Here is a 15991-nt window from a genome sequence, read left to right on the forward strand (position 1 = left end):
GCCTCAGTAGTGGTTGCCGACTTTGCGGTGGTGCACGGCGGTGCTGGCTTCGGTGTCGGCCACGTTGCCCTGCTCTACCTCGGCGTAGATGATCCAGTGGTCGGGGCCTTCGAGGCGTTGCACCACGCGGCAGCCCAGGTAGGCCAGGGCATCACCGAGCACCGGGCCGCCCGTGGCGGCGCCCTCGAGGGTGCTTACTCCGGCGAAGCGGTCGGCGCCGGGCGGGAATCGCTTGAGGAAATGGCGCAGCAGCTCCTGGTGGTTGTCCTCCCGCAGGATGTTGAGCACGAAGCGATCGTCTACCTGCAGCAGCGCCTCGATGGCCCGGTCTTTGGCTACCGCCACCGTGAGGCCGGGGGGCTCGAAACTTGCCTGGCTCACCCAGCTGGCCACCATCGCTGAGCTGCGCGTGCCCTCCGGTGTCTCCTGCCGCGCCGTCACCACATACAACCCCCCGGATAGGCGACCCAGAGCCTTGTCGAGATCGGCATCGAGAGACTTCATCGCGGCGATTGTCTTCTCCTTGGTGAGCAGCTGGCCCAGGTCGGTGCCGGCTTCCTCGCAGCGCTGATAGTCGTTGCCGCCAGGCACCTGGCGCACCCGCAGCGGTTCAAAGGCGGTCTTCTGGCCGAGGCTGCGCAGCTGGCTGGCCACGGTGTCGATCGGCTCGTCGTCGCCGCCGAAGGCGTCGTAGCTGCCCACCCACTGCTTCGGCTTGAGGGCCGCTAACAATGTGCCGATCGAAGCTTGCAGTTCGGCATCGAGCCGGGCTGGCCAGGTGGGTACCACCACGGCGCTGGCTTCACCGATCAGGGCACTGAGCTCCTGGGGGTCGGTGGCGCGCAGATCCACCAGCTGCACAGCGGCGCCGGCCTTGCCGATGCCGCGGGCAATCGCCTGGCTGAGCCGGTCACAGAAGCCGTATTGGCTCAGATAGCAAACGGCTGCATAGTTTTCGCCCGTGCTGCGATCACTGCTCCAGGTTCGGTAGTCATCCAGCCACAGGCCGAGATGGTGGCGCAGCAGGGGCCCATGGCCCACAGCCACTGTGCTGATCTCGGGCAGCCCATCCATGCGCTTCAACGCCTGCAGCACGCTGCGGGCGTTGGGGCCCATCAGGCAGTCGTAATAGAAGCGAAAATCGGGGGCTATGGCGCCGGGATCGGTGTCGAACAGCTCCTTGGAGCAGTAGTGCAGGCCGAAGGCATCGCAGGTGTAGAGGATGCCGGTGCCGTGGTCGAAGGAAAAGATCGTGTCGGGCCAGTGCAGGTTTGGAGCGCTGAGGAACTCGAAGCGGTGGGCCACGCCACTGGTGGGGTTGGTGCCCAGATCAAGCTCTTCGCCGCTTTTCACCGCCCGGCTTTTGAAGGGCCGGTGCACTTGATTCTCAAGAAACTGGATCGCCACCTTGGAGCCCACGATCTCGATCTCGGGGTTGAGGTCGAGCAGGTGGCCGATCAGGCCCGAGTGGTCGGGCTCGGTGTGGGAAACGATCAGGTGATCGATTGCTTTGGGGTCGATCAGCTCCTGCAGCAGCGCCAGCCAGCTGCCTTCAAACTTGAGGTGGCTGGTGTCGATCAGGGCTGTGCGCTCGCCCCGCACCAAGAAGCTGTTGTAGGTGGTGCCGTTGCGCAGGCCAAACTCAATATCGAAGCGGCTGCGGTCCCAGTCGAGCGAGCGGATCGTGGTGGTGTCCGGTCCGATCGTTGCGGATTGGAGCGAGAGGCGTGGGGCGGCACTCGCGGCTGGGGAAGTGGCGGTTGCTGGGGTGGCGACCATCGGCAGCTGGGGCGGCTGGTGGAACTGTAGTGAGGGCCGCTTGGGCTCGGGCCAGAGGGCTGGTATCAAGACTGTGAGCTAGGCGAATCAGGAGACTGCTGGTGTTTTCAGTCCTGATGTCGCTCTCCAGGCCGGAATCGGAGTCCTGTTGTCGCGTCCTGGCCCAGTCGGTGTTCCGCAGTGGTGGCGAGTTAGCCACCAACGTGATACAAGGGGGGGGATAAGACGATCTTCTCCACGATTAGGGCTGCGTCAGTTCCATTCCAACCGTTCGGATTCTGTTGATGGCATTCTCAGAGCCCACCAGCTTTTCGATGAGACAGCGGCTTCAGCTGTGTTCGTTTGGCGTTTTGGCTGTGGGCTTGGCGGGCGGCTGGTTTGCTGAAGTTGGCGTAGTGCGCCTTCAGGGGCATTTTGCCAATCCTTGGAGCGTTCTCTCTCCGGCTGTGGAGTCTGTCCTGCAGGCCTCCTCTGGGCCAATCTCTGAATTCTCACAAGCTAGTAACAGCGAGTCCGAAGAGGGTCGCCTTCTCCAAGAGATTGTCGATCAGTCGTCGTCTCCCGGCCAGATGATTGTTGTGTCATCCCCCAAGCGAAGTCTGATCATCCCGTCTGCAGAGGCCTTGCTGCGCTTTGATCCCGAGCTCCAGGCTCAGCAACTCAGGAGCTTGCCTTGGTTGCAAGTGCAAAAACTTGAGAGTACCACTCTCTTTAAGTCGTATCTGCACCAATCGATTGCGATCAATTCATCTGGCCTCTCTGTTCATCTTATAACCAAGGTGCCGACTTCGCCGCGGTACGACTCTCTGCTCCTGTGGGCAGCACTTGCGTCAGGTATTGTCGCTTTGATGGCTGTAATTGAGGCGAGTGTGAGGCCATTGGATCGCCTCGCTGATGCAATCAGCCGCATAAATACAGACTCTATTGCAGCCAGCAATCCCGCTTTTTTGGATTCAAATGGGTTTCCGATAGAATTCCAAAGCATGGTGACATCTGTGAATCGAATCCTTGAAAAGTTTGTAATGTTGCATGAGATGGTGCCTGGCAGGCTCAAGCCGGTGGCGCTGCAAGCGCCAAATGGATTAAATAATAAGCATGCTGAGGCGTTGGCCTTTAGTGAATCCCGTTCTTCTTCAGGCCGTTCTTCTTCAGGCCGCTCTTCTTCTGGACGACTAGAGAGGGGTGGCGATGAGATTCCCCGCGCGGCCTGACCTCCGCCCGACGGGATGAGAATATTACTTTAATATGCGGTTTCAAGCTCCTGGCCCATTGATGTCCAAGAATTAATCACTGAATTTCAAGCTGTTGGTGCTATGCGATTAGTGTCGATCAAGCGCCGTTTGGGCTTGTCGCTCACCGCTCTGTTATCGGTCGTATATGCGGTCACTTTGTTTGATGCAGAATTCGTAGTTCGCCGCGATCGATTCCAGCGCCATGAGCGGCTGGGCATGGGCATTGCAGAAGCGATTCAGGTCGAACTCGCTGATCACGGCACCACTGCACTGTTAAAAACCAGCAGCTCTTTGGCAGATGCTCATGTCAAGGCTTTGTTGAGTGACTTCTCTGGTACACGAGTGCTGGTCTGGTTAAGCACGCCGGGAGGCCAACTGCTGTTGCCTTCGCCAACTACATCGGTTCTAACCCAGCCTGCTGCTTATCGTACTTTTTTCCAAGATCCAAAGCTATTGCCGCTGGCAGGTATGCATGCCAAAACTATGCAGAAGCCTCGCGTCTTTACTCACGCTGGGGGAACTTATTTTACTTGTTCGATCCCTTTAAAGGGTAATGCAGGTGTGCTTCGCATTCTGGAAGACGTGAGCGTTAGCCCGGCAAGCCAGAGGCTGAATTGGCTCATCCTTTTGGGTGTTTGGCTTGTCTTGGTTGTTATAACAGCGGCCGTGGCGAGGATTTTGCTTTATTTTGTGTTGGTGCCGATTCGGCGTTTAGAGAAAGCTTTGGATACCGTCAGTCTGTCTCCAACGGGATCAGTTGATGGCCTGAGGATACCTGCAGCTGAACTTCCGGAGGAATTGCAAGGAATTGCCTATGCTTATATGCGCTTGTCGAAGCGCTTAGAAGAAGCATGGTCTCGGCAGAGCTTGTTTATTAAAGCCATTAGCCATGAATTGTTAACCCCGGTCACATTGATTACCGTGTCATCTCGGCGATTGCTTCGTAAATCGTCAGGATTAAATGCTAGCGATCATGAATTGTTGGCAACTGTTTATGATGAGTCCTCGAGGATTTCACATTTAGTCCGCAACCTTCTTGATCTTGCTCGTGGAGATGCTGGAAGTCTGGTTATTGAGAATACCCCCTTTGACGCTGTTCAGGTAATTAGAGAACTTGTTGATGACGCAGCTCTTTTGGAGTGGGGACATCGTGTGAACTTCCAATCCGATCCAATACTAAAGCTGCCTGGCGAACTCATGGCAATTGGCGACCCGGAGCGTGTTCGCCAATGTGTACTGAACCTGATGGAGAATGCTGTGAAGTATTCGGATGCTTCGACGCCAGTAATTGTGTCCCTTCAAGCTACTCAGCATGAAATTCTGATTTCGGTGAAGGATTATGGGCCGGGCATCCCTAAGCAAGATTGGGATAATATTTTCCTAGCGTTCTATCGATCGACAAGCAATCTTTCTGGCAAATCCGGCAAGCCTGTGGCCTCCGGATCAGGGATTGGCCTGGCTATTGTCCAAATGATGGTAGAGCAGATGGGTGGTTCCGTGTCTGTTGTAGAATCAGATACAACTGGTGCAAGTATTCAGATACGACTTAAAAGGCAGCTCTCGGCGGTAAAGCAGTTTTCTTCTGCGTCATAATACTGATTTACATGCTTTTATTGACGCAGGTTGTCCACCCCCAGAGTCAAACTAGGCTTTAAGATGAGCTCTGCGGCTAAAGTACTTTTGCAGGAGGGTCAGCTGGGCTAGTCGTGATAAGCTATTGCCCATTTTGCCAAGCATATATAAGTTAGGTACTTGGCTTGGAAGTTGTATTCTGATTAAAGCATTTTGAGGGCTTAGGGATTGTGATATGGCTGCCTATGCTTCAAGGCGCGGGCCATTGTGGATTGATGAGCGTAAGGGGCCAGCACTCCGTATTTAATAAGGGACACAGACTGGTCGTCTTGCACTACGTCAAAGGCCTTGAGCAGGCTTAGTTAGCCATCGCGAGTCCTTGATTTGCCTCCGCTCATACTGACAATTGACCACTGATTCTGGCAACCTCTCGCGGATCTATATACGCCATCATGGAGGGGATTAACGGTGCCCGAATATTTGAAGGCCCCCATTGCAACTAAGAATGGGTGACCCCTTGGGTAGGGGCCCCCAAAAGCCTAAGATTTGATAAAATGCTAAGTTATGCTGTAATATTTAAGGGTGTGTTAAGGAGACTCTGGAAAACCAGCACCATTCGCGGGACAATGGTTCTGTAATCGCAGACCAGGACTGGGGTGATGGGTGGCAAGCAGCTCGGCTTCTCTGATTACGAGCTCACCACCGCCAAGAAGCAGACCAAACGGGAGAAGTTCCTTTCTGAGATGGAGGTGGTGGTGCCTTGGCAGGCCCTTCTCGATCTGATTGAGCCCCACTACCCCAAGACCAGCAAGAAGGGCGGCAGGCCTCCCTATCCGCTGGCCACCATGCTGCGCATCCACCTGTTGCAGCAGTGGTATTCGCTCAGTGACCCGGCCATGGAGGAGTCCCTGATCGAGGTGCCCACCATGCGCCGCTTTGCCGGCATCGAGCTGATCAGTGATCGGATCCCGGATGAGACCACGATCCTGGCCTTCCGCCACCTGCTGGAGAAGCACGAGCTGGGCGAGCAGATCTTTGAGATCGTCAAAGCCCACCTCAGCTCACGGGGGATGACGATGCGCCAGGGCACCATCGTTGATGCCACCTTGATCGCGGCACCCAGCTCCACCAAGAACAAAGAGGGGAAGCGCGATCCGGAGATGCACCAGACCAAGAAGGGCAACCAGTGGTATTTCGGGATGAAAGTCCATATCGGCGTCGACAAGGACTCTGGTCTGATCCACTCGGTTGTGACCACGGCCGCCAACGTGCATGACCTCACCCCGGCGGCTGAGCTGCTGCATGGCGATGAAGAGCTGGTGTACGGCGATGCCGGCTACCAAGGCATTGCCAAGAGACCCGAGATGGCAGGCACGGCAGCGGAGTTTCGGGTGGCGATGCGACCGGGCAAACGCCGAGTCCTCCCTGATACCCCCGATGGCAGGATGCAAGATCTGATCGAAACGGCCAAGGCGCATGTCCGCGCCAAGGTCGAGCATCCGTTCCGCGTGATCAAACACCAATTCGGTTTCCAGAAAACCCGGCTGCGTGGCCTGGCCAAGAACCACTGCAAAATCAATGTGCTGGCAGCGCTGACGAATCTGTTCCTGGCCAGGCGACAGTTACTCGCTACAGGCTGAGGATGGGCATGGTGTGTCTGAAGCTGGCGTCCCCCGGAGTGGTGTAAATCCCCCGGCACCCCCACCCCGGCGTAGCCGGGGTGGGGCGCGCATCTCAGGCGATCGGCTCAGCAGCTGATGTTGCAAGGGGTGGGCAGGCCCGTTTCCCTGGTTCGAGTCCTACCTCAACCAGACGAACCATGCCCAAGCCCCATCGTGCCGCAGTTGACCTGGCGCCGCTACTGGATGGCAGCAAAGCCGGGGAGTTGATCCCCGAGCTGGCGCGCCACGGCCTGCAGCAACTGATCGAGGTGGAAGTCGCTGCCTTTCTGGGTGCCGACCGCCATGAGCGCAGCGAGGAACGGCTCGGCTACCGCAACGGCTACCGGCCCCGCAGCCTGACCACCCAGGTGGGTGACATCGACCTGCTGATCCCCAAACTCCGCCAAGGGGGCTTCCTGCCCTCGATCCTGGAGCCCCGTCGCCGGGTGGACCAGGCCCTCTACGCCGTGATCATGGAGGCCTACATCAGCGGGGTCTCGACCCGAAAGGTCGATGCTCTGGTGGCCGCCCTGGGCTCCCAGAGCGGCATCTCCAAGTCTCAGGTGAGCCGCATCTGCCAGGACATCGACGAGCAGGTGCAGGCCTTCCTGAACCGGCCCCTGCAGGAGTCCGGCTACGCCTACGTCTATCTCGACGCGACGTACCTGCATGGGCGGCTGGGCAAGGCCCTGCAGGTCTGCTCGCGGGCCGTGGTCGTCGCCATGGGCGTCAATACCGACGGACGCCGGGAGCTGCTGGGCCTCAAGGTGGGCGACAGCGAAAGCGAGGGCTTCTGGAGCGAGTTCCTCGGCTCGCTCAAGGAACGCGGCCTGACTGGCGTGAAGCTGGTGGTGAGCGATGCCCACGCGGGACTCACCAAGGCGATCCGCAGGCAGTTGCAGGGCTGTGTGTGGCAACGCTGCCGTGTCCATTTCGCCCGCAACCTGCTGCAGTGCGTTCCAAAGGCCCATCAGGGCATGGTCACCGCCGCGTTGCGCAGCGTGTTCGCCCAGGAGAACGCAACCGAGATCCTCAGCCGCTGGGATGACCTGGCCGCCTCGCTCGCTGAGCGTTTCCCCAAGGCCGCTGAGCTGATGAACCAGGCCCGGGAGGACGTGCTGGCGTTCCGCCACTTCCCTGCGCCCCACTGGCGCAAGATCTGGAGCACCAACCTGCTCGAGCGGGTCAATGAGGAGATCAAGCGCCGCACCAGGGTGGTCGGCATCTTCCCCAACGACGCCGCGATCACCCGTCTGGTAGGAGCGGTGCTGCTGGAGCAGCACGAGCACTGGCAGCTGGAGGGCCGCCGCATGTTCTCGGCCGAGAGCATGGCCGCCATCCCGGAACTGGAGGATCTGCCCACACTGCTCAGCGTCCCCGCCTGAGAGGTGCAACACCCAGTCCCCAGGCGATCAAGGCCTGTGCGCCCCCACAGGGCGCAGCGGCCTCGATCGCCGCCAGGGGGGCGGTGCTGCAACCACTGGGCTGCACAGACCCGCACCTCTCACAACACAGCTGCAATCAGATGAGAGACTTGACAAGTCAATCGTCTCGTTTCATCGTGGATGAACGAGGTGCATCTGCACCTCAGGAATGACAGTCCGTCATTTCACCCTGTTCACCCTCTGATCAGGGCATTCGGGCCTCGGGATTTACACCACGCAAAGGGACGCGGCCGGGTTTCAGGCCAGCGGTTGAACCAAGTGATCAATCCAGCTACCCGTCGATGGCAAGAAATTTCAGTCCATCTTGATTTGTTTTTTGGGATTGGCAATCAGCCGAGGGTCTGCTGGGCCCAACAGTCGTCGCAGGCGACGGCCACAAAAAAGGCCCGGCGGGTGGGCCGGGCCTGGAAGGGTTCTCTTCTCTCTCGTGTCCGCTCGGCCCTGATCAGCCCTCCACCTGCACCTGCACGGTTGTGAGGTTCTGGGCCTTGGGTGCCGTCACGGTGAGCAGGCCATCGCGGTAGTGGGCTTGCAGGCTTTCGCGGTTGATGCCGCCGGGGAAGCGGAAGCTGCGGCTCCAGGTGCCGTAGCGGAATTCGTTGATCAAGGAGGCCTGTTTGGCGATCGGGTGAGAGCCATCGGGGCTTGGCTGGCGGCGCTCGGCGTTGATCACCAGGCTGCGGTCGGTGGCCTTGACGTCGATCGAGGTCTTATCGACACCGGGAAGCTCCAGGGCGATTACATAGGCGTCGTCGGTTTCGTGCACCTCGGCGGCCGGCACGCGCTCGGCGGCGGGACGCTCGGCAGCGCGCAGTTGTTGCTCGAGTAACTCGAAGGGGTGTTGGTGCAGGGTGAGCATCGGATGTTCTCCGGGACACAGCCAATGTGCTGCGGCCAGCCGGGCGGCGGCAGGGGGCAGACCGCCCGTTTTGGTTCGGCCCTTACGGCCCCGTTCGGTTGGCACCACTAGAAGGTGAGGGCAACCGGCAGCGCTGCTTTAAGGCGGCGATCACCCGGCCGATGGCGTCGGGATGGCCCTGCACGCTGAAGGCTTCCCGCTCCAGTTGCCGGTTGCCGTGGTGGTAGCGGGTGGTGAGGATGCCACTGATCTCCTGCTCCACCACCGGGTTGAGCCTCACGCTCCAGCCCAAGGGCTGCAGCACGCCGCTGGGACAGCTCTGGGCTGCGTGAATGGCCTCATGCAGGAACACCTGCCGGCCGATGCCCAGCTCGAAGGCCACCGGCGCGATCCAGAGAGTGCGCGTTTTGGCTTGGAACAGGCCGTAGCTGCCGCGCAGCGGCGGTGGCGCTAGCCGCACCTGAAAACCCCGTTGCTGAAGGGTTGTGAGCAGGGGTCGCAGCTCGGCGGGTAGTTGGGGCGGCGGCGCTGGGATGGCGGCGATCACAACAGCCACCAGCTGCTGAAGCGGGCGGCTTGGCCGCAGGGTTGGCCTGAGCTATCGCGCAGGGTCCAGAGGCGGGCGGCTTCGATGGCGAAGCGGCGGCCGCGGCTGTCGATGCGGATGCCGCTATAACCCGCGATCGCTTCTTTGGCTTGGGCTGCCAGCAACGCCTGGTGGCGGCTGGCCCGCTCGGCCGGCTCGGCGGTGAGCCGCGACGGCATGCCCACCAGCTCGGCCCAGGGGCGCTGCCACAGGCGCAGGGCCGCCCGGTTGGCATAGATCAGCCGGGGCCCTGGATCGCTGCTGGGATCGGCGCCGTCATGGGCCAGCAGCACCAGCTCGGCGGCAAACAGCTCCTGGGTCACCAGCAGGGGCGACGCGTCGGCGGCTAGGCCGGCGATCAGGGGGGTGCCGAAGGCGCGCTGGTAATTGCTGAGCAGGCACAGGGCCAGGCTTTGGGCCGCCGGCGTCAGCCAGGGGGGCGGGCTGTGGAGCTCAGCTGTCATCACCGTTGGCCGGGCCCATGGCCTTGGCCATAGCTAGGGCAGCCAGCTGCTGGCCGTGGGCCTTGAGGTGCTCCAGGAAGTGGAGATTGGCCTCGGGGAAGCGGGGTTCTTCCGCCAGGGGCAGGGGACCGGCGGCATCGAGGCCGGTGTCGCCCTCCATGGCTGGAGTGATCACAACCAGATCCGAATCGAGGGCCGCGCCGTAGCGCCACCAGCGGTTTGGGTCCTTGATGGCTGGATGCACCGGTTGAAGGGCCACCGCGGCGAGCGGCTGGGAGCCCTGTTTGGCTGCAGCCTGTCTGGCCTGTTTTGCCAGCGCCTTGCGCCGCCGCTTGGCCAGGTCGGCCAGCAGCTGGGCCCTGGTACGGCCGCGCATCTGGAACAGCACGAAGGGGTCTTCGCTGAAGCGATCGCCCATCAGGTAGTAGACGGCGCTGACGTGTTTGCAGGGGTTGGCCTTATCGGGGCAGCTGCACTCGCTGCGCACCTCCTGCAACTTGAACGGAAACAGGCGCTTGCCGCTGGCCGCGAAGGCGCGCTCGATGTCCTGGGGCATGACGCCGGCTAGCAGCTGGGCCGACCAGCGCGCCTTCTGGGTGAGGGCGTCGAGCACGTAGTTCCAGTCGTCGTCGTGGAGTACGTCGAGCCAGAGCTTCACCTTGTAGGGCTCCTCGTCGGTGCCCTGCACCCGGGCATGCACCCGCCGCCCCTCAAAGCGGATTGAGGTGACATTGCCGCTGCGGGCATATTCCCAGGCGCGCTCCAGGCGCTTTTTGAAGCGGTAGGAGTTGATCAGCTCCATCCACTGCTCCACCCACCAGGGCTGCTGGGCCAGGCCCTGGTCGCCGAGCTGGGTGTTAATGGCGCTGGCGTAGGTGGTGGGGGTGAGGGTCATGGGAAGGGGATGCCGACGCGTTCGATGTGCTCGCGCAGGGGGGCGTGGCGGAGCGATTCCCAGTGCGTCACATCAAAGAGATAGGGGGTGGGCAGTTGGTCGAGGGCCTCACGCAGAGCGGCGCTGCAATCAGCGTCGGCGCTGTAGGCCAGATCGATGTCGGAACCGGCCCAATGTTTGCCCATGGCCCGTGAGCCGTAGAGCTTCAGCCAGTGGATCTGGGGGAAGCGCTCCTGCAGACAGGAGCGGATCTCGGTCACCGTGCGCTCGGGGATGCCGTGGCTGCTGGCGGCAGGGGCAGAGCTGGTGGTTGGTGCACTCATGGGGCCTCCTGCCGTTTGGTTGCCAGTAGGTCGTGCAGTTGCTGCAGACCACTGAAATAGCGCTCCTGGATCTGATCTACGGCTTTGCGGGCTCTGGTGTCGTCGTAGGTGTGGGCCATCAGGTTGCGCTCCTCCAGCATGTCGATCCAGAGCTGGCCATCACTGACTAGACCCGTCGTAAAGGCCTGTTTCAGCACTTCGCGGGGCAGCTTGGCGTCAATGCCGTTGTAGGCGAGGAAATCCTTGAGGGTTTTCCAGCTCAGTTCAAAGGTGAATTCGTAGGCCTTGATCACGGCCATGCGGATTAGCTCGTCGCTTGGATCCTGCTGGTGGATTTCCATTGCCCAGCGCAGGCGCTGGTAGGCACGCTGGAGGTTGTCGAAGCGCTGTTTCCAGCGGATGTCCGATTGCTCCGGCGGTGGTGGCACTGCCATCCCTTAATCCTCCTCGCTCAGGGCCACTAGGTCTTTGAGCTGGCCCACATCGAAGCCGCCGAGCCAGTCTTCACCGGAGCCGACGATCTCCGCGGCCAGCTTTGATTTCTCCTTGATCATGCGGTCGATCTTTTCTTCCACTGAGCCGCTGGTGATGAACTTGTGCACCAGCACCCGGTTTTGTTGGCCGATCCGATAGGCCCGGTCGGTGGCCTGGTTTTCCACGGCCGGGTTCCACCAGCGGTCGATGTGGAAGACGTGGCTGGCGCGGGTGAGGTTGAGGCCCACACCGCCGGCCTTGAGCGACAGCAAAAACAGCTGGGGGCCGCGGGGGTCGTCCTGGAAGCGATCGACCATGGCCTGGCGTTCGGTTTTGCTGGTGCTGCCGTAGAGGAACGGCACCTCCTGGCGCCATTTGCGCTCCAGGTGGGCCTTGAGCAGTAGCCCCCACTCGGCGAACTGGGTGAACAGCAACGCCCGGTCGCCCGCCTCGATCACCTCCTCGAGGATCTCTTCGAGCCGCTGCAACTTGCCGCTGCGGCTGCTGAAGCTGCCGTTGCCGCTGGCCAGCGCGGCCTCGGCGTTTTCCTTCAGGGCCAGCGCCGGGTGGTTGCAGATCTGCTTGAGCTTGGTGAGCAGGGCCAGCACCTGGCCGTGCTTCTGGCCCAGAGGTGCTCGGGCGATGGCATCGAGGCTCTCGTCGACTGTTTTGTTGTAGAGCTTCTTCTGCTCTGGAGCCAGGCCCACCCATTCGTTGAGTTCCACCTTCTCCGGCAGGTCGGAAATGATCGACTTGTCGGTTTTGAGGCGCCGCAGGATGAACGGCCCCACCCGGCTTTTGAGATCCCGCAGCGACGACATGTCGCCGTAGCGCTCGATCGGCAGCCGGTAGCGCTGGCGGAAGAAGGGCTCATCGCCGAGCACCTTGGGGTTGAGGAAATCCATCAGCGCCCACAGCTCGCTGACCCGGTTTTCCACCGGCGTGCCCGTTAGGGCAATCCGGAAGCGGCTGCCCCCTTTGCCGCCGCGGCTGGGGCGGGCCAGGTCCCGGGCTGCTTGGCTCTGCTTGGCGGTGTGGTTTTTGATCGCCTGGGCTTCGTCGATCACCACCCCCTGCCAGTCGATGCTCTCGAGCAGCTCGCTATCGCGCTGCAGCAGGCCGTAGCTGGTGAGCACCAGATCCACGCCCTTAAGGGCTTTTTTGAGGGCCTCGGGGCTGGATGGCCGGCGCGGGCCGTAGTGCTCCCACACGCCCAGCTCGGGGGTGAAGCCGTGGGCTTCCCGCTTCCAGTTGGTGAGCACCGAGGTGGGTGCCACCAGCAGCACCGGCCGTTTGAGTTCGTCTTCGGCCTTGAGGTGCTGCAGGAAGGCCAGCAGCTGGATCGTTTTGCCCAGGCCCATGTCGTCGGCCAGGCAGGCGCCTTGGTCGAAGCGGTGCAGGAAGGCCAGCCAGCCCAGGCCCCGCTCCTGATAGGGCCGCAGCTGGCCCGAGAAACCTGGGGGTGCCGGCAGGGGGTCGGGGGCCTTCTGCTGGTGGTATTGCTCCAGCACGGCCTGCAGCCGCGGGCCGGCGTCGAAGCGGTGCACCGGCAGCCGGTGGAAGGTGTCGCCGTCGCTGGCGGTGAGCCGCAGGGCATCGTCGAGGCTGAGGCCCGGATCGGCAACGCTGAAACGCTCGGCGTTGCGCAGGTCGGCGGGGCGCAGCTCGATCCAGGCGCCCTTGTGCTGCACAAGCGGGCTGCGCTTGGCCTGCAGGCGCTCCAGGTCCCGCAGGGTCAGGGTGACCCCGCCGATCATGAATTCCCATTCCCAGGTGAGCGTTTCGCCCAAGGTGAAGCCGCGCGATTTCTCCGGCAGCTCGGCCTTGATCGACAGGCCCAAGCGGCTGGCCAGGCCCCCTGCCAGGCTGGCCGGCAGCACCACGCCCACGCCCACATCGCGCAGCTGGTGGGCGCCGGTGCGCACCAGCACAAACGCCTCGGCTGGCGTGAGCTGCATCGTTTCCGGGGTGGCTGAATCCAGCCCCCGCACGATCGGTTCAAACACCGTCAGGGCCCGGCCCATGCCCTCGAGCAGCAGTTCGCTGGGTTGGGGCACGGCCACTTCGCCCATATGCAGGCCCCGATCGCCGGCGGCCCAGACGGCGGCGGCGGGCACCCGAAGGCTCGGGTCGGCTTCCGCTTGCAGCCCGAAGCGCAGCTCCCACAGCTCCTCGCCCTCAGCGGGGGTGAACAGCTCCAGGCAGGTGCGGGCTGGCTCCACCTTGCCCGCCACCCCTTCACGCCAGTGGTGGGTGGCGATGCTGAGCCGCTCCAGCTCCTCCTCGCCCAGGGCAAGGCTGCCATCGCCCTTACCCAGGGCCTTCTGCCAGGCCGCCAGCAGCGGATCGAGCTCGCCTGCGCTGGGGCTGAAGCCCACCCGCAGCTGGCCATCGAGCAGGGCTTCCAGCAGGCTTGCCACCCGCAGGCGGCCGCTGCCGGGGCGGCGGCAGGCCAGGGAGGGGTCGCCGCTGGGGCCGGCGGCCAGGGCGCAGGTCGCCACCTGGGGTAGGCCGCTAGCCAGGTCTTCGAGGCGGCGGCGGTCGTCTTCGCGGTTGAGCAGGGGCAGCCAGCGGGCCTTGCCCTCGGCGATCTGGGGCAGCCAGCGGCCGCGGGCGATCAGGCTCAGGGCCCAGCGCTGCAGGTGACTCCACCAGCGCAGCTCATCGGCCATCTCCGGGTGCTCCCCCGCCAGGGGCACCTGGCTGAGCCATTCGCCCGCATTGGCCGCATCGAGGGCCCAGCCCTCCACCTGCCAGGGCCACCACTCCAGTTGTTTGGGAATCGGTTCGCCGGCCTGCAGGGGCAGGCCGCTCCAGCTGCTGGCGCTGGTGCGGCGGCCCTTGGCCGCCTGGTTGCGGCTGGGCAGGCTCAGGGTGGCCCGGGCTGGGCGCAGGGCCTCCGACCACAGCCCGTTGTCGTCGAGCCAGGTGGCCAGGTCGTCTTCGTTGAGGGCCAGGGGGTGCTCAGGGGCCTCCAGCTTTGGCACGGCAGGGGCCGCCACCCGCCAGGTGTCGGCCCAAAGGAATAGGCGGCCGCCCGAACCCTCGGGGGGAAACAGCCAGGTGGCGTGCAGCAGGCTCATCCCAGAATATTCAGGGCCGGCGGGTCAGCACCGGTGGATCAGGGCATGGGCGTCTGCCCGGGGGCAGACAGAACGCGTTGCGTTAGCAGGCGTGATACGTGCCGCAACAGATGCAGCAGCAGAGCGGCGCCGACCAGCGGCAACCAGGCACGAACCATCCCCATCATCACAGTTGGCGCAACCTTGACCATCGCCGCTGTCAGAGATAGCTGAGATGGCCAGCTGGCGAAAGACGGCAAGCCCAGGCTGTGGATGCCGCAGACGGCTCCTACCAGGCCCGCCTGGAGGTGGCTGTCATCGGGGTCTACCCGCTGTAGATGGAACGCCAGCAGGCCATAGAAAAAGCCGCAGCCGCCAGCCCGGAGGCTTGATTCGATGCCCAAGGGCAACCCCAGGGCAAGGGCTGCCAGTCCGGCGCCAAGGGCCCAGGCAATTGAGCGCAGGCGCAGCTGGTGGCGAGATGGCGAGGAGGCGACCTGACTCACGCTGGAGCCCCTATGGGGTCGGGTCTTGGCTGGGCGATCATGCCTTGCTAAGGCCTGTTTGAGTGTCGATGAGTCAGGGACCGTTGCGGCAGCCCCAACGCACTCTCCACCTCCACGCTGGTCCTCACAAGACCGCCAGCACCTATTTGCAGGCGAGGTTGCAGCTGAATCGGCGCGGTTTGGGAGGACTGGGTCTGCGATATCCCACGCCATGGGGAGAGGATTCCCATCGCCATCTCGCGCGGGAGCTGCAAACGGGTCGATTTGAAGCCCTGGAGCAGCTCTTGGGCCGTCAACGCGCCTGGAGTGGCGATTTGCTGCTCAGCGCCGAACACTTTGTGCCCCTACTGGCTGATGCCGGCAGCCTGGCCCATTTGCAGCAGGTCAGCTCTAGACACGGTTTCGGCCTGCATGTGATCAGTTTTGTGCGGCCCCAGGCAGAACTGCTGAATTCCTTTTATGCCCATGTTTTGGGGCGGCTCTACGGCACTCCAGGTTTCGGGGCCTATGTGAAGGCCCAGCTCGGTGGTCGCCGCCTGCGTGGCCCTGCCCGGCGTCGCTGGATTCGCATTGCCCCGCTGGCCCTTGACCTGGAGCAACGCTTCGCATCCCTGCTCATGGCACCGGGTTTACGCACCAGCTTTTTGCCTTTTGCACCCCGGCGGCAGGACCCGTTTGAGCAGCTTCTCGATTCTGTAGGTATGCCACAGGCAGCCTGGCGTCCGGCACATGCAGCTCAAGCCAATGAACAGTTGGGTCGGCGCGGCTTGGGCCTGGCCTACCTGCTGAACGCCGAGCTTGATGCCCTGCCAATCCGCCGCAACCGGCTGATTGCGGAGCACGGATTAAATCGTTTGACGGCCAGGATTCGCACCCTTTCGCGTCAACGCGGCTGGGTTGATGAACGCTTTAACGGTTGGCAGGGTCGCTTGCCTGTCTTGCTTCAGCAAAGCCTTGGGGCCAGCAATGGGCGTTTTGCCCAGCGGGTTTGGGCTCAGCCGTGGGAAAGCGTCTTTTCCCAATCTCCAATGCTTGCTACCAGGGGCTTGGTGCTGGATCAGGAGCTGCAGGAGGAGGCTAAATGTTTGTTCAGCAGCTATCGACGTCGACTGCCCGAGGCGCTGCGCTGAGCG

General features: G+C 62.4%; 14 protein-coding genes. 5 read left to right on the forward strand and 9 right to left on the reverse strand.

Translation table 11 applies throughout. The annotated features are described in order from the left end of the window. Nucleotides 1-3 precede the first annotated feature (3 nt). A complete protein-coding gene (locus U9970_RS13275; RefSeq protein WP_322764587.1) occupies nt 4-1779 on the reverse strand; it encodes a diflavin flavoprotein in 1776 nt (591 codons plus the stop codon). 284 nt (nt 1780-2063) lie between these two features. Between U9970_RS13275 and U9970_RS13280 the strand changes: the two genes are divergently transcribed. The 4 genes from U9970_RS13280 to U9970_RS13295 all read left to right on the forward strand — a co-directional run bounded on the left by U9970_RS13280 (nt 2064) and on the right by U9970_RS13295 (nt 7629). Further along, nucleotides 2064-2990 (forward strand): hypothetical protein, encoded by a 927-nt coding sequence (locus U9970_RS13280; RefSeq protein WP_322764588.1) that lies wholly within the window; start codon nt 2064-2066, stop codon nt 2988-2990. A 111-nt stretch (nt 2991-3101) separates the two neighbouring features. Beyond that, a complete protein-coding gene (locus U9970_RS13285; protein WP_322764589.1) occupies nt 3102-4604 on the forward strand; it encodes a sensor histidine kinase in 1503 nt (500 codons plus the stop codon). 638 nt (nt 4605-5242) lie between these two features. Next, nucleotides 5243-6223: an IS5 family transposase gene (locus U9970_RS13290; protein WP_322764590.1), complete on the forward strand. Its 981-nt coding sequence runs from the start codon at nt 5243-5245 to the stop codon at nt 6221-6223. A gap of 179 nt (nt 6224-6402) precedes the next feature. After that, entirely contained in the window at nt 6403-7629 is a 1227-nt protein-coding gene (locus U9970_RS13295; protein WP_322764591.1) for an IS256 family transposase, read from the forward strand. Between the two features lie 505 nt (nt 7630-8134). Here the strand turns inward: U9970_RS13295 and U9970_RS13300 are convergent. The 8 genes from U9970_RS13300 to U9970_RS13335 form a co-directional block, all read right to left on the reverse strand. Continuing rightward, entirely contained in the window at nt 8135-8548 is a 414-nt protein-coding gene (locus tag U9970_RS13300; RefSeq protein ID WP_322766145.1) for an Hsp20/alpha crystallin family protein, read from the reverse strand. 82 nt (nt 8549-8630) lie between these two features. Next, on the reverse strand, nt 8631-9104 hold the full coding sequence (locus U9970_RS13305) for a hypothetical protein (RefSeq protein ID WP_322764592.1): 474 nt from the start codon (nt 9102-9104) through the stop codon (nt 8631-8633). Continuing rightward, nucleotides 9092-9598, reverse strand: a complete 507-nt coding sequence (locus U9970_RS13310; RefSeq protein ID WP_322764593.1) for an MEKHLA domain-containing protein — start codon at nt 9596-9598, stop codon at nt 9092-9094. The genes U9970_RS13305 and U9970_RS13310 overlap by 13 nt, the downstream gene beginning before the upstream one ends. Next, the gene (locus U9970_RS13315) at nt 9588-10493 is read right to left on the reverse strand and encodes an SWIM zinc finger family protein (protein ID WP_322764594.1); all 906 of its coding nucleotides are present in this window, start codon (nt 10491-10493) and stop codon (nt 9588-9590) included. Before U9970_RS13315 ends, U9970_RS13310 begins: the two co-directional genes overlap by 11 nt. Beyond that, nucleotides 10490-10816, reverse strand: coding sequence for a nucleotidyltransferase family protein (locus tag U9970_RS13320; protein ID WP_322764595.1), 327 nt, complete (start codon nt 10814-10816; stop codon nt 10490-10492). Before U9970_RS13320 ends, U9970_RS13315 begins: the two co-directional genes overlap by 4 nt. After that, a complete protein-coding gene (locus tag U9970_RS13325; protein ID WP_322764596.1) occupies nt 10813-11250 on the reverse strand; it encodes a nucleotidyltransferase substrate binding protein in 438 nt (145 codons plus the stop codon). The genes U9970_RS13320 and U9970_RS13325 overlap by 4 nt, the downstream gene beginning before the upstream one ends. A gap of 3 nt (nt 11251-11253) precedes the next feature. Then, nucleotides 11254-14373, reverse strand: coding sequence for a DEAD/DEAH box helicase (locus tag U9970_RS13330; RefSeq protein ID WP_322764597.1), 3120 nt, complete (start codon nt 14371-14373; stop codon nt 11254-11256). A gap of 38 nt (nt 14374-14411) precedes the next feature. Beyond that, nucleotides 14412-14858, reverse strand: a complete 447-nt coding sequence (locus U9970_RS13335; protein WP_322764598.1) for a hypothetical protein — start codon at nt 14856-14858, stop codon at nt 14412-14414. A 68-nt stretch (nt 14859-14926) separates the two neighbouring features. Between U9970_RS13335 and U9970_RS13340 the strand changes: the two genes are divergently transcribed. Then, nucleotides 14927-15988 carry a hypothetical protein gene (locus U9970_RS13340; protein WP_322764599.1) on the forward strand — a complete coding sequence of 354 codons (1062 nt, stop codon included), beginning with the start codon at nt 14927-14929 and terminating at the stop codon, nt 15986-15988. The last annotated feature ends 3 nt before the right edge of the window (nt 15989-15991 follow it).

Source organism: Cyanobium usitatum str. Tous, from assembly GCF_963920485.1.
GTDB lineage: Bacteria > Cyanobacteriota > Cyanobacteriia > PCC-6307 > Cyanobiaceae > Cyanobium_A > Cyanobium_A usitatum_A.

Excerpts from the sequence above, each read along its gene's own strand:
- U9970_RS13340 (WP_322764599.1), top strand. The coding sequence starts at position 14,927 with ATGAGTCAGGGACCGTTGCGGCAGCCCCAACGCACTCTCCACCTCCAC.
- U9970_RS13295 (WP_322764591.1), top strand. The coding sequence starts at position 6,403 with ATGCCCAAGCCCCATCGTGCCGCAGTTGACCTGGCGCCGCTACTGGAT.
- U9970_RS13275 (WP_322764587.1), bottom strand. The coding sequence starts at position 1,779 with ATGGTCGCCACCCCAGCAACCGCCACTTCCCCAGCCGCGAGTGCCGCC.
- U9970_RS13330 (WP_322764597.1), bottom strand. The coding sequence starts at position 14,373 with ATGAGCCTGCTGCACGCCACCTGGCTGTTTCCCCCCGAGGGTTCGGGC.
- U9970_RS13290 (WP_322764590.1), top strand. The coding sequence starts at position 5,243 with ATGGGTGGCAAGCAGCTCGGCTTCTCTGATTACGAGCTCACCACCGCC.
- U9970_RS13310 (WP_322764593.1), bottom strand. The coding sequence starts at position 9,598 with ATGACAGCTGAGCTCCACAGCCCGCCCCCCTGGCTGACGCCGGCGGCC.
- U9970_RS13325 (WP_322764596.1), bottom strand. The coding sequence starts at position 11,250 with ATGGCAGTGCCACCACCGCCGGAGCAATCGGACATCCGCTGGAAACAG.
- U9970_RS13320 (WP_322764595.1), bottom strand. The coding sequence starts at position 10,816 with ATGAGTGCACCAACCACCAGCTCTGCCCCTGCCGCCAGCAGCCACGGC.
- U9970_RS13300 (WP_322766145.1), bottom strand. The coding sequence starts at position 8,548 with ATGCTCACCCTGCACCAACACCCCTTCGAGTTACTCGAGCAACAACTG.
- U9970_RS13280 (WP_322764588.1), top strand. The coding sequence starts at position 2,064 with ATGGCATTCTCAGAGCCCACCAGCTTTTCGATGAGACAGCGGCTTCAG.
- U9970_RS13315 (WP_322764594.1), bottom strand. The coding sequence starts at position 10,493 with ATGACCCTCACCCCCACCACCTACGCCAGCGCCATTAACACCCAGCTC.